The 13017-nt window shown below is 63.8% G+C and carries 16 protein-coding genes; 12 read left to right on the forward strand and 4 right to left on the reverse strand.

What is annotated here, in order from left to right; translation table 11 throughout:
• The first annotated feature begins 136 nt into the window (after window positions 1–136).
• The 6 genes from AB0O52_RS14745 to AB0O52_RS14770 all read left to right on the forward strand — a co-directional run bounded on the left by AB0O52_RS14745 (window position 137) and on the right by AB0O52_RS14770 (window position 7078).
• Complete coding sequence (locus tag AB0O52_RS14745) at window positions 137–1633, forward strand: phosphatase PAP2 family protein (RefSeq protein WP_364538761.1); 1497 nt, start codon at window positions 137–139, stop codon at window positions 1631–1633.
• 166 nt (window positions 1634–1799) lie between these two features.
• Window positions 1800–2798 carry an ABC transporter ATP-binding protein gene (locus AB0O52_RS14750; RefSeq protein WP_364538763.1) on the forward strand — a complete coding sequence of 333 codons (999 nt, stop codon included), beginning with the start codon at window positions 1800–1802 and terminating at the stop codon, window positions 2796–2798.
• Window positions 2795–3682 carry an ABC transporter permease gene (locus AB0O52_RS14755; RefSeq protein ID WP_364538765.1) on the forward strand — a complete coding sequence of 296 codons (888 nt, stop codon included), beginning with the start codon at window positions 2795–2797 and terminating at the stop codon, window positions 3680–3682. The genes AB0O52_RS14750 and AB0O52_RS14755 overlap by 4 nt, the downstream gene beginning before the upstream one ends.
• A gap of 64 nt (window positions 3683–3746) precedes the next feature.
• Window positions 3747–5033, forward strand: coding sequence for a sensor histidine kinase (locus AB0O52_RS14760; RefSeq protein WP_364538767.1), 1287 nt, complete (start codon window positions 3747–3749; stop codon window positions 5031–5033).
• Window positions 5030–5725 (forward strand): response regulator transcription factor, encoded by a 696-nt coding sequence (locus tag AB0O52_RS14765; RefSeq protein ID WP_364538769.1) that lies wholly within the window; start codon window positions 5030–5032, stop codon window positions 5723–5725. The genes AB0O52_RS14760 and AB0O52_RS14765 overlap by 4 nt, the downstream gene beginning before the upstream one ends.
• Before the next feature lie 51 nt (window positions 5726–5776).
• Complete coding sequence (locus tag AB0O52_RS14770) at window positions 5777–7078, forward strand: M18 family aminopeptidase (protein WP_364538771.1); 1302 nt, start codon at window positions 5777–5779, stop codon at window positions 7076–7078.
• A gap of 17 nt (window positions 7079–7095) precedes the next feature.
• Here the strand turns inward: AB0O52_RS14770 and AB0O52_RS14775 are convergent, their stop codons facing one another.
• Together AB0O52_RS14775 and AB0O52_RS14780 are read right to left on the reverse strand one after the other, a co-directional pair.
• On the reverse strand, window positions 7096–7767 hold the full coding sequence (locus AB0O52_RS14775) for a DUF1345 domain-containing protein (protein WP_364538773.1): 672 nt from the start codon (window positions 7765–7767) through the stop codon (window positions 7096–7098).
• 155 nt (window positions 7768–7922) lie between these two features.
• Entirely contained in the window at window positions 7923–8261 is a 339-nt protein-coding gene (locus tag AB0O52_RS14780; protein ID WP_364538775.1) for a YnfA family protein, read from the reverse strand.
• 228 nt (window positions 8262–8489) lie between these two features.
• Here AB0O52_RS14780 and rpsF point away from each other — a divergent pair, with 228 nt between their 5' ends.
• The 6 genes from rpsF to AB0O52_RS14810 all read left to right on the forward strand — a co-directional run bounded on the left by rpsF (window position 8490) and on the right by AB0O52_RS14810 (window position 11929).
• Window positions 8490–8795, forward strand: a complete 306-nt coding sequence (gene rpsF / locus AB0O52_RS14785; protein ID WP_028267876.1) for a 30S ribosomal protein S6 — start codon at window positions 8490–8492, stop codon at window positions 8793–8795.
• A gap of 55 nt (window positions 8796–8850) precedes the next feature.
• Window positions 8851–9423 carry a single-stranded DNA-binding protein gene (locus AB0O52_RS14790; RefSeq protein WP_364538777.1) on the forward strand — a complete coding sequence of 191 codons (573 nt, stop codon included), beginning with the start codon at window positions 8851–8853 and terminating at the stop codon, window positions 9421–9423.
• 125 nt (window positions 9424–9548) lie between these two features.
• Window positions 9549–9788 carry a 30S ribosomal protein S18 gene (gene rpsR, locus AB0O52_RS14795; protein WP_003800144.1) on the forward strand — a complete coding sequence of 80 codons (240 nt, stop codon included), beginning with the start codon at window positions 9549–9551 and terminating at the stop codon, window positions 9786–9788.
• Window positions 9789–9805: 17 nt separating this feature from the next.
• Entirely contained in the window at window positions 9806–10258 is a 453-nt protein-coding gene (gene rplI, locus AB0O52_RS14800) for a 50S ribosomal protein L9 (protein WP_059388834.1), read from the forward strand.
• A 107-nt stretch (window positions 10259–10365) separates the two neighbouring features.
• Entirely contained in the window at window positions 10366–11202 is an 837-nt protein-coding gene (locus AB0O52_RS14805) for a PhzF family phenazine biosynthesis protein (protein ID WP_364538867.1), read from the forward strand.
• A gap of 100 nt (window positions 11203–11302) precedes the next feature.
• Window positions 11303–11929: an FMN reductase gene (locus AB0O52_RS14810; RefSeq protein WP_364538779.1), complete on the forward strand. Its 627-nt coding sequence runs from the start codon at window positions 11303–11305 to the stop codon at window positions 11927–11929.
• Between the two features lie 14 nt (window positions 11930–11943).
• On the opposite strand, the gene AB0O52_RS14815 is transcribed toward AB0O52_RS14810, so the two are convergent.
• Window positions 11944–12519: a hypothetical protein gene (locus AB0O52_RS14815; protein WP_364538781.1), complete on the reverse strand. Its 576-nt coding sequence runs from the start codon at window positions 12517–12519 to the stop codon at window positions 11944–11946.
• A gap of 3 nt (window positions 12520–12522) precedes the next feature.
• Window positions 12523–13002, reverse strand: coding sequence for a hypothetical protein (locus tag AB0O52_RS14820; RefSeq protein WP_364538783.1), 480 nt, complete (start codon window positions 13000–13002; stop codon window positions 12523–12525).
• Window positions 13003–13017 lie beyond the last annotated feature (15 nt).

Consider the following 13017-nt stretch of genomic DNA (forward strand, 5'->3'; position numbering starts at 1 on the left):
GTCTTGGAGCATGCCGAGTGCTACCTGATGGTTTACCCTATGTGACATTCTGCTTTCCGTGCCGCTTGCGACGCTTGCGGGGAAGAGCGACCCTTGCCATCCCACATCCTAACGAGCCCGCCGATAGGCTGGTGGGATGCGAAGCATGCTGCGATGGGGACCAGGACGGATAGCGCGACTCGATCGGGCAGCGGTCCGGGCGGTCTCGCGGTGGCCTGAGGGCCAGCACGACACCGTTTTGAAGAACCTCTCGGAGGCCGCTACCAAGGGCAAGCTCTGGTTTGCCGTCGCTGGCGTCTGCGCGGCATTTCCGGGCAAGCCCCGCAACGCAGCGATTCACGGCCTACTGGCCCTTGGTGTTGCGTCGGCCGTCACCAACCTCGGTTTCAAGACGCTGCTTCCGCGGGCGCGGCCGCTGCCCGAGCATCTTCCGGTCTTCCGTTTTGTCAACCCGCAGCCCACAAGCTCCTCGATGCCTTCCGGCCATTCGGCCTCTGCCGTGGCATTCACGCTTGGCGTCGCGCTGGTGAATCCCCGCCTTGGTGCAGTTCTGGCCCCTGTTGCGGCGGGTGTGGCATATTCCCGGGTTCATACAGGCGCCCACTGGCCCTCCGATGTGGTTCTCGGCTCGGCGATCGGCGCCGGAGCGGCCCTCCTGACCCGAAAATGGTGGCCGTCCCGGCCTCCCGTTCCTGCCACGGAGCGTTCACCGGCCGACGCGCCCGCTGTCGGCGACGGCGAGGGGCTGAGCATTGCGGTCAACGCCCTTGGCGGTTCCTACTCGCCTGAGACCGAAACCGAGCTTCGGGAGATATTCCCCAAGGCGTATATAAGCATCATTTCCGATGGCGATGACGTGGCTGCCGAAATCCAGGCCGCGGCAGGCCGGCCCGGGACGAAGGCTTTGGGCGTGTGGGGCGGCGACGGAACCGTCGGTACCGCAGCGGCGGCCGCCGTCGAGCACTCGCTGCCCTTGCTGGTGCTGCCCGGCGGAACACTCAACCATTTCGCACGTGACGTTGACGCCCGGTCCCTCGAAGGGGCCCTCAAAGCCGCCAAAACGGGAGCAGCAGCATGGACGGACCTGGGCCATGTGAGCGCGGGCCGCGGCGTCGATGGCAAGGACGAGACCACTGAGCTCATCATGCTCAATACGGCAAGCGTCGGCGTTTACCCCAACTTGGTGCGGCGACGCGAACGGCTGCAGCCCGCCTTGGGGAAGCCCCTCGCGGGACTTGTCGCAGGCCTGCGCACCTTCGGTGCAGCAACGCCGACCACCCTCCGGATCAACGGTGTCCCCCACAAGTTATGGATCCTCTACTTGGGCCGCGGCCGCTACTACCCGCGGGACCTCGCGCCATTGACGCGTCCCGTCCTTGACGATGGCGTCCTGGACATCCGCATGGTCACGGCCGATGAGCCTTTTGCACGGCTGCGCCTCCTGTGGGCGGTCCTCACCGGAACCGTGAGTACATCCAAAGTGACCCACCTCAGCGAAGCCGCGGAGTGCAGTATTGAAGCGATCGGTGAGCCACTCGTGATTGCGGTCGACGGCGAGCCGTTGCCCGGTGTGTGGACCGCGGAGTTCACCGTGAAGCGGCGGGCCCTACGGGTGTATTCGCCGCTTTCCTAGTGCTTTCCCAGTCCCCGGGAAGGCCTGGCCGCAGCGGGCATCATCCATAGGGACTACCCTGACCGGCCCCTGAATCATCCCTGAGACCGGCGAATTCCGCCGTGCCGGTGGCTAGCGTTGTACCTACAGTCACCACACAGCTGCAGCAAGCGGAGGGAACGCTTCCATGATTGAGGCAACAGGGTTGAGGAAGGTCTACGGCGCAAAGACAGCCGTGGACGGAATCAGCTTCACCGTACAGCCCGGGAAAGTCACGGGCTTCCTTGGCCCGAACGGCGCCGGCAAGTCCACCACCATGCGCATGATCATGGGTCTCGACCGCCCGACGTCGGGAGACGTCGTTGTCAACGGCAAGCATTACTCCCAGCACAAAGCCCCGCTCCACGAGGTGGGCGCTCTGCTCGATGCCAAGGCGGTGCACACCAGCCGCAGCGCGTACAACCACCTGCGCGCCATGGCCGCCACCCATGGGATTCCGAACTCGCGCGTTGAGGAAGTCATTGAGATGACAGGCCTCACCGCGGTTGCCAAGAAGAAGGCCGGAGGGTTCTCCCTCGGCATGGGCCAGCGGCTTGGCATCGCCAACGCGCTGCTCGGTGATCCCCAGACGCTCATCCTCGACGAACCGGTCAACGGACTGGACCCCGAGGGCGTCCAATGGGTCAGGAACCTTGCACGCTACCTGGCAAGCCAGGGCAAGACCATCTTCATTTCCAGCCACCTCATGTCCGAGATGGCCCAGACCGCGGATCACCTCATTGTGATCGGTCGCGGCAGGATCATCGCAGACACCACGGTGGATGCGCTGATTGAGAGCCAGTCCCGCAAGCGCACTTTGGTCCGGACCTCGGAGACAACGCGATTGTCCGAGCTGCTGGCCCGCGACGGCGTCCGGGTGGAGCAGAACGAACGTGAAACCCTGGAAGTGTACGGAGTCGAGCCGCTCCGCATCGCCGAACTGGCCCTCGACAACCGGGTACTGGTTTACGAGCTCACTCCGCTCACGTCGTCGCTGGAAGAGGCCTACTTCCAGCTGACCAAGGACGAGGTGGAATACCACTCGCACATCACCGGCGGACCGGCAGCACCAGTCGGGCCCCTGGACGGAAGCCCCGCCGGCGTCGGCGCCACATCCGCTGCCACCATGGAAGGGATCCAGTCATGAGCACCACCATCAACAAGAAACCTGCGGACCCGTCAGCCGGGACCGGTGGCGTCACCTTCCTCCGGATACTGAACTCCGAATCCATCAAGTTCAGGACCCTCCTGAGCACCAAGCTCCTGTTGGTCCTGACCTTCGTGGCCATCGTCGGCATCGGCCTGTTGTCCGCCCTGGTCCGCTGGAACTTCATCAACCAGATGGTCGAAGTCGGCCGGCAGGGTCACAAGGAAACGGTGCAGCAAGCCGTTGCCTCCTTCCCGCCCGGATCGGGGTTCGATCTTTACAACCTGCCGAACGCCGGACTCAACATCGGCATCCTCGTCCTAGGTTCCCTGGCCGTACTCTTCGTTGCTTCCGAGTACGCCACCGGCATGATCCGCTCAACCATGAACGCCGCGCCGGGCCGGCTCTCCACCTTCGGTGCCAAAGCCGTGGTCCTGGTTGTGGTGTCCTATGTCCTTTCGGTTGTGGCCGGCATCGTGACCTTCCTCCTGGCGTCGCCCATGTTCGCCAACTTCGGCCTTGACCTTGGCTGGAGCACGGATGGTGTCCTCTACAGCGTCTTCACCGGTGGCTTGTACGTCGCCGGCGTTGCGCTGATCGGCCTCTCGCTCGGAACACTGCTGAAGAACTCTGCGGGCGGCATTACCGTCCTGGTGGGCATCATGTTCGTCCTCCCGTTCGCCGGGCAGTTCCTCAGCTTGGCACCGGGAGACTTTTGGAAGTACGTCCCGCAGTACCTGCCCAGTGACGCCGGGGGCCGCTTCTTGTCGATCGGCCACGCGGACGGCATCCTTGACCCATGGGCGGGCGGCCTCGTGTTCCTTGGCTACGTCATCTTGTTCATGGTTCCGGCCCTCATTGTGCTCAAGAAGCGCGACGTCTGATTCGCGATCGTCTGATTGGCAAGCCGGGGACGCCCACTCCAGGCAAGGCCACTAGGCTCAAGCCATGAGTGAAGAGTTGCCAGCACAGGACGCGTCGGCCCACGTGGCCGACGCGTCCTTTGCTGAAATCACGCTGCGCCGCCGTGGCAGGATCCGCCGCTATCTCTTTGAGCACCCGCGGGTCACGGACGCGGTGGTGGTGCTTTGCTATTCGCTGCTGGCACTGCCCACATTCATCAACTCCATTGTGGATGGCAAGTGGTTCGCCGCATTTTTGCTCGTTGCAATTGCAGCCATCCTGTTCCTTCGACGCCGCAATCCGCTGAGTGTCACGGCGGCCGTTGCGGTCCTCGAAGTGGCCGTGACGCTGTTGAATCCCTGGGGTTCGAATGTCTCCGCGGGATTGTGGTTCGCGCTGTACGCCGTGGCCGTGGCGAGGACCCGGAGATACGCGTTGACGGTGTTTGGCGCGGCGAGCCTGCCGCTGACCCTCGTGTACCTGTTCATGTGGATCAGTCCGGCGACCCCATCCAACGGAGAGGCGGTTCCGGAGAATTTCCACCTCATCAGCAACATCGCCGCCGCGGTCAGCATTTTGTTGTCCAACCTGATCGCCACCGGCATCGGCATTTCGGTGCGGCAGCGGCGTGAGCACGAGAGCGAAATCAGGGCCTGGGCAGCACGCACGGCCCGCTTGGGTTCCGTCACCGAACGCAACCGGATCGCCCGGGAGATGCACGACGTCGTGGCCCACTCCCTCACTGTCATGATCAGCCTCTCGGACGGCGCCGCCGTCGTGGTCAAGAAGGATCCTGAGCGCGCGGGAGAGGTGCTTGGCGAACTGTCCCGCACCGGCAGGGCCGCGCTGGCCGACATGCGCCGCGTGCTCGGCGTGCTGCGCGACGACTCAGCCCGCCCGGCGCCTTTGGAGCCGTTGGTTTCCGGGCACGACCTGAGCAAGCTGCTCGATGGATTCCGGACGGCAGGGCTGCCGTTGCACTATTCACACACGGGCCCGGCCCTTCCTGAAGACCCGGCGTTCCAGCTCACCGTCTACCGGATCGTGCAGGAGTCCCTGACCAATGTGCTCAGGTACGGGCGTTCCTCAAGCCACGTGGATGTGAGGATCGTGCGTGAGGGCGACTCGGTCACCATTGAAGTGCTCGACGACGGCCGGGGCTCCCGGGATCCGGGCACCGAAGAGGCGGCTTTGGGAACGGGCCAGGGCATCGCGGGGATGCGTGAACGTGCGGGAATTTATGCTGGAACCGTGGATGCCGGTCCTGGAATACACGGCGGGTGGCGCGTCCATGCGGAGCTGAACTGGAATGGCGACAAGGGGAAATCATGACTGACAATGCTCCGATCAGGGTTCTGCTGGTGGACGACCAGCCCCTGCTGCGCATGGGGTTTCGGCTCATCCTGGAAGGCGAAGACGACCTTGAGGTAGTGGGCGAAGCCTCCGACGGCGCCGAAGCAGTGCGGAGGGTCGAGGAATTGGAACCGGACGTGGTGCTCATGGACGTCCGGATGCCTGCCGTGGATGGAATCGAAGCCACACGGCGGATCACGGCCTCGGCATCCAACGCCAGGATCATCATCCTGACAACTTTCGACCTCGATGAATATGCCTTCTCCGGCCTGCAGGCAGGGGCTTCCGCATTCCTGCTCAAGGATGTTGCACCTGCCGAGTTGGTCCAGGGCGTCCGGCTTGTGGCCAGCGGCGACGCCGTGGTGGCTCCGAGGGTCACCCAGCGGCTCCTGGAAACCTACGTCCGCGGGGGTCGTATGCCCGGCCAGGCCATAGCCCAGCCCCGTGATCCGCTGCTCGACGAATTGACGCCCCGCGAAACCGAGATGCTGGAAGCTATCGCGGGAGGGCTGTCCAACGCGGAAATCGCCCACAAGTACTTTCTGTCCGAGGCCACGGTCAAAACCCACGTGCGGCGGATCCTCACCAAACTGCACTTGCGCGACAGGGTCCAAGTGGTGGTCTACGCGTACGAAACAGGACTCGTGATCCCGAGCAACCCGGACTACTAGGACTGCCGGTTCGAGGCCGCGTCGTCCGTCGCCGAGGCTAGACTCGGAGCCATGCCTTCGAACTCCGCTGCAGAACACATCCAGGACCTTGGCGCGTATGTGGGCGCATCGCCGTCGAGCTTCCACGCCGTCAACGAGGCCGCGCGCCGGCTCGATGCGGCCGGTTTCGCGGCCCTTGATGAACTTCAGCCATGGGAAGGCGGAGCCGGCAGTTTCTACGTGATCCGGGACGGAGCCCTCATCGCTTGGGTGACGCCCGAAGGCGCAACTCCGACCACTGCATTCAACATCCTTGGCGCCCACACGGATTCTCCATCCTTCAAGCTCAAGCCCAAGCCGACGACGGGAAAGTTCGGCTGGCTCCAGGCCGGCGTCGAGGTCTACGGCGGCCCTTTGTTGAACTCCTGGCTGGACCGTGAGCTTCGGCTCGCGGGGCGGCTCGTGATGCTGGACGGCACCCAGCACCTCACAGCTACCGGACCGCTCCTGCGCTTTCCGCAGTTGGCCATCCACCTGGACCGGGCCGTCAATGACGGCCTCACGCTCGACAAGCAACAGCACATGAACCCGGTGTTCGGCCTCGGCGATCCCGATTCCGCGGACGTCCTGGCAATCCTGGCGGACTCCGTGGCCGGGGCTTCCGTGGATCCCGCGCAGATCGGCGGCTATGACATCGTCGTCGCGGACACCCAGGCGCCTGAGCAGTTCGGCGCCAAGGGCGAGTTCTTCGCGTCAGGACGTCTCGACAACCTCTCCTCGACCCACGCCGGGCTTGCGGCACTCATCGCGCACGCAGCCGCGGGTGCGCCAGCCGGGGGGCCCATCGCGGTCCTGGCCGCCTTCGACCACGAAGAAGTCGGCTCCGCCTCGCGCTCCGGTGCCTGCGGACCCATCCTTGAAGACATCCTCACCCGGATCTCCGACGGATTCGGCGCGACGGTGAGCGAACGGCGCCAGGCGTTGTCGGCGTCGTTCTGTGTTTCCGCGGATGCCGGCCACGCCGTCCACCCCAACTACCCCGAGCGGCACGATCCCGCCAACCGGCCCATCCTCAACGGCGGACCGCTTCTCAAGATCAACGCCAACCAGCGCTATGCCACGGATGCCACCGGCGCGGCATTCTGGGCCCGGCTCTGCGGCGAGGCGGGAGTCCCTTACCAAGAGTTCGTCTCCAACAATGACGTCCCGTGCGGCTCTACCATCGGTCCCCTCACGGCTACCCGCCTGGGAATCCGGACGGTCGACGTCGGGGTGCCCCTTCTGTCGATGCACTCGGCACGCGAGCTGTGCGGCGTTGAGGACCCCCGCCACCTGGCCACGGTGGCGGAGTTGTTCTTCCGGACGGCGATTTAGCCTGGCGTCGGCCCTGCTCAGGAAGCGAGGCTCACTACGAGGTTGATGGTGGTTGCCAGGATCCCGACGCCGAAAACGTAGGCGAGCAGGCTGTGCCGCAAAGCGGCGGACCGCATTGCCCTGGTGGTGATCGACGTGTCCGAGACTTGGTAGGTCATCCCCAGGCTGAATGCCATATACGCGAAATCCGTGTATTGCGGCGGTTCTTTCTGGTTGAATTCGATGCCTTGGGGTGGATCGGACGTGTAGTACACCTCGGCATAGCGCAACGTGAAGAGGGTGTGCACCAGGAGCCAAGACGCCGCTGCACCAACGAGGGCAAGCAGGGCGAGCATGAATTTGTCGAATCCGTGCGCGTCCTTGGCGCCGATCATCACCAGCACGACGGCGGCGAGCGAACCGACGGCGGCACACAGGATGAGGAGGTCGGCGGTGGAGCGCCGTGGATCTTCTTGCGTGGCATGGCTTCTCGTTTGTTCGGCTTTCATGGGGGTGATGACGGCCCAGACGAAAACGTTATACACCGCAGCGGCCACCGCCCAGCCCGCGGCAGGCGCGTAGGTCCACTGACCCCATATTCCGGTCGCTACGGCCGCAATGACGCCTGTGACGATCATGAGCCAAAACCGCAATTGCGAACGTTTGGCTCGGGCAGACTTCGGGCGGTGGTTCTTTGCTGGGGCGTTCATAGTCAGATCATGGCACGGGGGCCGGCACGCCCCGGCGTCACGCCACGCAGACTTTTAGCGTCCGGCGTCGAGCTGCGACCCGGAAATCCGGGGGATCCCGACGTCGGACCGTCCAGAAAGCTGCGCAGCGTGACGGCTTAGCTGCCTTCGACGGCTCAACTGCCAGACCGGGGCGCGAACATGATGACGGCGACGCCCAGGATGCAGATCATGGCGCCGATGACGTCCCAACGGTCCGGGCGGAATCCGTCCATGAGCATTCCCCAAGCCAATGATCCGGCGATGAACACTCCTCCGTATGCTGCGAGGACACGGCCGAAGTGTGCGTCAGGCTGGAACGCTGCGACGAAACCGTAGATACCCAAGGCTGCGATACCGAGGCCCGCCCACCACCACGGTTTGGCCTCCCTGACTGATTGCCACACGAGCCAGGCCCCGCCGATCTCGGCGACTGCCGCGAGGATGAAGAGTGCGACGGATTTGAGGACGGTCATGGGTTCAGTCTGCCTGAGCCGCCAAAGTTATCCACATAGGCGAGGCAAGCCGTTCCGCGCAGCCGACACGCCGAATAGGCTTAGGGGCGGGAAATGGACTAAGATATTGAAGTCTGTGCTGCGCCCTGCTTCCGCTTCTGGAAGCGGTCAGCAGCACTGTTCATCGCAAATGAACCTCCTGTTACGGAAATGCCGTAACCGCTTAGCCCAAAGGAGGTGGGTTCACATATGCGTCCTTACGAATTGATGGTAATCATCGACCCCGAGGTCGAAGAGCGTACCGTAGAGCCGTCGCTTCAGAAGTTCCTCAATGTCATCACCACCGATGGTGGAACCATCGAAAAGGTTGACATCTGGGGCCGCCGTCGCCTCGCTTACGACATCAAGAAGAAGTCCGAAGGTATCTACGCTGTGGTGAACTTCACCGCCAAGCCGGAAACCGCCAAGGAACTTGATCGCCAGCTGAGTCTCAACGAGACCATCATGCGCACCAAGATCACCCGCCCCGAAGAGCAGAAGGTCGTTGCTGAGTAATTTCAGCTCCAGGCTTTCATTCTTTACCCCGCAGGAACGAACAAGGAGGCAGTAGATGGCAGGCGAAACCACTATTACGGTCATCGGTAATCTCACCAATGACCCCGAACTGCGGTTCACACCGTCAGGCTCGGCGGTAGCGAACTTCACCATCGCTTCTACTCCCCGGACCTTCGACCGCCAGTCCAATGAATGGAAGGACGGGGAAACCCTGTTCCTCCGCGCATCGGTATGGCGCGAAGCAGCCGAAAACGTCGCCGAATCCCTCACCAAGGGTATGCGCGTGATCGTTTCCGGCCGCCTGAAGAGCCGTTCCTACGAAACCAAGGAAGGCGAGAAGCGCACCGTTATCGAGCTCGAAGTCGATGAAATCGGCCCGAGCCTGCGTTACGCCAACGCCAAGGTCAACCGCACCCAGCGCTCCGGCGGTCAGGGTGGCCAGGGCGGCTTCGGCGGCGGCAACAACAGCGGTGGCTTCGGAGGCGGCGCTGGTGCAAACCAGGGCGGCAACTCCGGCGGAACGTGGGGCGGCGGCCAATCCGCACCGCAGGAAGACCCCTGGGCTACCCCGGGTGTCAGCAATGCGGGTGGATGGGGCAACGGCCCGGATTCCGAACCTCCCTTCTAAACACTCATTAAAGTTCGACGCCGGAACCCGCCGGACGTGCCGCGAGGCACCCGGGTGGCGACCGCCGTCGAGCACCACCATCCCGTGGATCCATTCCACGGGCTCCATAGAAAAGGAGCTCCACGATGGCTAAGGCTGAACTCCGTAAGCCCAAACCAAAGTCCAACCCCTTGAAGGCCGCTGACATCACTGTCATCGACTACAAGGACGTAGCATTGCTGCGCAAGTTCATCTCCGACCGCGGAAAGATCCGCGCCCGTCGCGTCACTGGCGTCACGGTGCAGGAACAGCGCAAAATCGCCCAGGCAATCAAGAACGCCCGCGAAGTTGCTCTGCTGCCTTACTCCGGCGCTGGCCGCGGCTAAGGAAGGGATTAACTAACATGGCAAAGCTCATTCTGACCCACGAAGTAACCGGTCTCGGTGCTGCTGGCGATGTTGTCGAGGTCAAGGACGGTTACGCACGTAACTTCCTGCTGCCCCGCGGCTTCGCCCTGACCTGGACCAAGGGTGGCGAGAAGCAGGTTGAGTCCATCAAGGCTGCCCGCGCTGCTCGTGCCCACGCTTCGGTTGAAGCTGCACAGGCCCAGGCTTCTGCGCTTTCTTCCAAGAAGGTCAAGCTCGTAGTGAAGGCCGGCGAGTCCGGTCGTCTCTTCGGCACCGTCAAGCCGGCTGATGTCGCTGCTGCAGTTGAGGCCGCTGGCCTCGGCTCCATCGACAAGCGCAACGTTGAACTGCCGAACCACATCAAGTCCCTTGGTTCGTACCAGGCCAACGTCCGCCTGCACGAGGACGTTTCCGCTGTCATCGACCTTGAGGTCGTTGCAGGGAAGTAATCCTTGACGTAGCAAGAAGGACCCCCGTCTCCGGTTCCCGGAAGCGGGGGTCCTTTGCTTTGCGCTCGCACCGCCGGTGATAGCCTGCAGCGGTGAACCTTGAAACGATGCGCACCAGGCCCTTCTCGCAAGTGGATGTCTTCACCGACGTGCCGTATTTCGGTAATCCGCTTGCCGTGGTCGTCGACGCCGAGGGGCTCGGCACGGAGCAGATGCAGCACTTTGCCAACTGGACCAACTTGTCTGAGACCACCTTCCTGCTGCCACCGAGTGATCCTGCGGCCGATTACCGCGTGCGGATCTTCACTGGCAGCGAGGAATTTCCGTTCGCGGGCCATCCGACTCTCGGCTCGGCGCACGCGTGGCTGGCGGCCGGCGGTGTCCCGAAGCAGGAAGGGACGCTGGTCCAGGAATGCGGCGCAGGCTTGGTCAAGGTAAAGCACGACGACGGCCGCCTTGCCTTCGCTGCACCGCCGCTGACCCGTTTCGGGCCGGTCGGCGAGGCAGCCACGGAACAGTTGGTTGCCGGACTCCGACTGCCCCGAACTGCGCTCTTGGATGCCTCGTGGCTTGTCAACGGCCCGCAATGGATCGGTGTCCTGCTCGAATCGGCCGAACAGGTCCTCGGCCTTGAACCCGACCTTGCGGCGTTGGGGGATCTGAAGGTTGGAGTGATCGGTGCCCATGAACCGGGTGCCGGCGTCGATTTCGAGGTCCGGACGTTCATTCCCGGAGATGCCATGGTGGAGGACCCAGTGACCGGAAGCTTTAACGCGGGAGCGGCCCAGTGGCTGATCGGCAGCGGCCGGGCGCCTGAGCAATACGTCGCCGCGCAGGGTACGGTGCTGGGCCGGGCAGGACGCATCCACGTCAAAGCGGAAGACGGCGACATCTGGGTGGGCGGGAACTCGGTGATGTGCATCCAGGGAACAGTGCGGCTGTAGCGGGGGAATAAAAGGGGAGGGGGCACAGTTTGGGAGTATAGATGCAAACGCATGTACTCTGGTTTGAAGCCATCAAACCGACCAGCAACAGGAGATCGCCATGGAGACCCGCCGCATAACCGTCCTTTCCGCCGGACTTGGCGTACCGTCGTCGAGCAGGCTTCTTGCAGACCAGCTCGCCGCATCGGCCAGGCGCCAGCTGGGCGATGCCGGGTACGAGGTACGGGTGGACGTTGTCGAACTCCGGGACCTGGCCGTGGATATCGCCAACAATTTCGTCACCGGCTATGCAGCGCCGCGCCTTGCGGAGGTGATCGCCGGCGTCGAGGATTCCGATGGCATCATCGCCGTCACGCCCGTTTTCAGCGCCTCCTACAGCGGGCTTTTCAAGTCCTTCATCGACGTTCTGGACCCGAAGTCCCTGGACGGCAAGGCAGTTCTTCTCGGCGCCACGGGCGGCACCGACCGGCACCAGATGGTGCTCGACTACGCCATGCGTCCGCTCTTCACCTACCTTCGCACCCGGATCACCCAAACGTCCGTCTTCGCCGGACCCCAGGATTGGGGAAACACCGACGACGGCGCGTCGCCGCTATCGGTCCGCGTGGACCGGGCCGCGGGCGAGCTTGCCCGGCTTCTGAGCGGCGAACAGCCGCACCGCAAGGCGGACGCGATGGAATCCCTGCCTTTTGAACAACTCCTCGCAGGGATCACCGCGGGACGCTAGCGGAGCCTCGGCTGCTAGTCGTCCAGTAGCTCGATGAACTCCAGGGCCTGCTTCATGCTGATGTCGGAATGCTTGGTCAGGGCCAACGCTGCCGCTTCGACATCCCCGCTCTTGGCCAGGGTGCGGATCCGTCCGTAGATCTCGTCATTGAGCATGTTGCTGCTCACCTCACGCGTGACGTCACCCTTGCTGGCGATCGCCCGGTAACGGTATGGGAAGCGCTCCGGCTCGTCGTCGTCGGGCAAGAGGTCTTGCGGAGCGGGCTCGGGCCTGCGGAAGGGCTGCGGGTGCGCTGCAAGGGCGCCGACGGCGTCCCGTGAGGCGCGCAGGCCTTCTCCGGTGGCGCTGAGGTACAGCTTGATGGCAGCCATGGCCTGGCCTTGGGCGATCAGGGAATACAACTGCCGGTGCTGATCCTCGCTGAGCTTTGCGGCGGCCTCGCGGGCCAGCTCCGCAGGGTCCACGGCCGCCTTGCCTGCGGCGGCATTGTCGCGAAGTTCCGCTGAGCGGCGGGAGAGCACGCGGCTGATCAGCAGCACGCCAACGACGACGGCCACCAGGATCAAGACCGGAATGAGTAGGGATGACATGCGCTAAAGCCGATCTATGTAGTTCTTGGCGGTCAACAAGTCCGAGTGGGTTTGCTGGCGCAGGAGCTTGATGGCCTGAATCTTCTGCCCACTGCGGACCATGCCCTGCAATTGCAGGGCCAACTGTGGATTCAATTGCCCGTTGGGAAGAACGGGACCGTTGTAGCCGGCCTGGCCGACGCCCCGGCCGGCCCCGGCTTGCGCCTTCAGCGCAGCCCGCGCCTGGCTGTCCTGCTGGGACTGTTGCTGCGCGTTTTGGCTCGGTCTTGTGGATGCATCGATGCGGGCCCTTGCCGCCGTCGCCGCCTGCACTTGTGCGGCCTGGTGGGCTGCCGAGCGTGCGGCCAGCTCGCGTTGATAGCGCTCGGCGTCGGACAGCCCTGAGTTGCGTGGCTTGAATGCCGCCGTCAGGCCCCAAACCACAGCCACAAGGATGACAACGGGCATTGCGACCAGCAGTACATCCCCCACGGTGAAACCCATACCTAGAGCTTATGT

It is taken from the genome of Arthrobacter sp. NPDC080073 (assembly GCF_040686575.1).
Lineage (GTDB): Bacteria > Actinomycetota > Actinomycetes > Actinomycetales > Micrococcaceae > Arthrobacter.